This window comes from Vibrio sp. SG41-7, from assembly GCF_014164465.1.
In the GTDB taxonomy this organism is placed as follows: Bacteria; Pseudomonadota; Gammaproteobacteria; order Enterobacterales; family Vibrionaceae; genus Vibrio; species Vibrio splendidus.
On record NZ_JACJFF010000472.1, the window covers coordinates 1 to 224 of the forward strand.

Annotated in this window: 1 rRNA gene; it reads right to left on the bottom strand. The window is 42.0% G+C overall.

The window, feature by feature from the left end:
• Window positions 1–136 precede the first annotated feature (136 nt).
• Window positions 137–224: ribosomal RNA gene (locus H5300_RS27630) — 16S ribosomal RNA — on the bottom strand; the annotation flags it as partial.

The following is a 224-nucleotide window of genomic DNA, read 5'->3' on the forward strand; positions in this document are numbered from 1 at the left end:
TCAGTCAGCTTTCCAAATTGTTAAAGAGCATAAAGCAAAAAGCTTTAATCAATAACTTACGTTATTAATTAAAGCTCTGGCTTTAACTAAATCTAAACCATCAATCTGTGTGGACACTCATCGTGGTATCTTCGTATAAGGAGGTGATCCAGCCCCAGGTTCCCCTAGGGCTACCTTGTTACGACTTCACCCCAGTCATGAACCACAAAGTGGTGAGCGTCCTC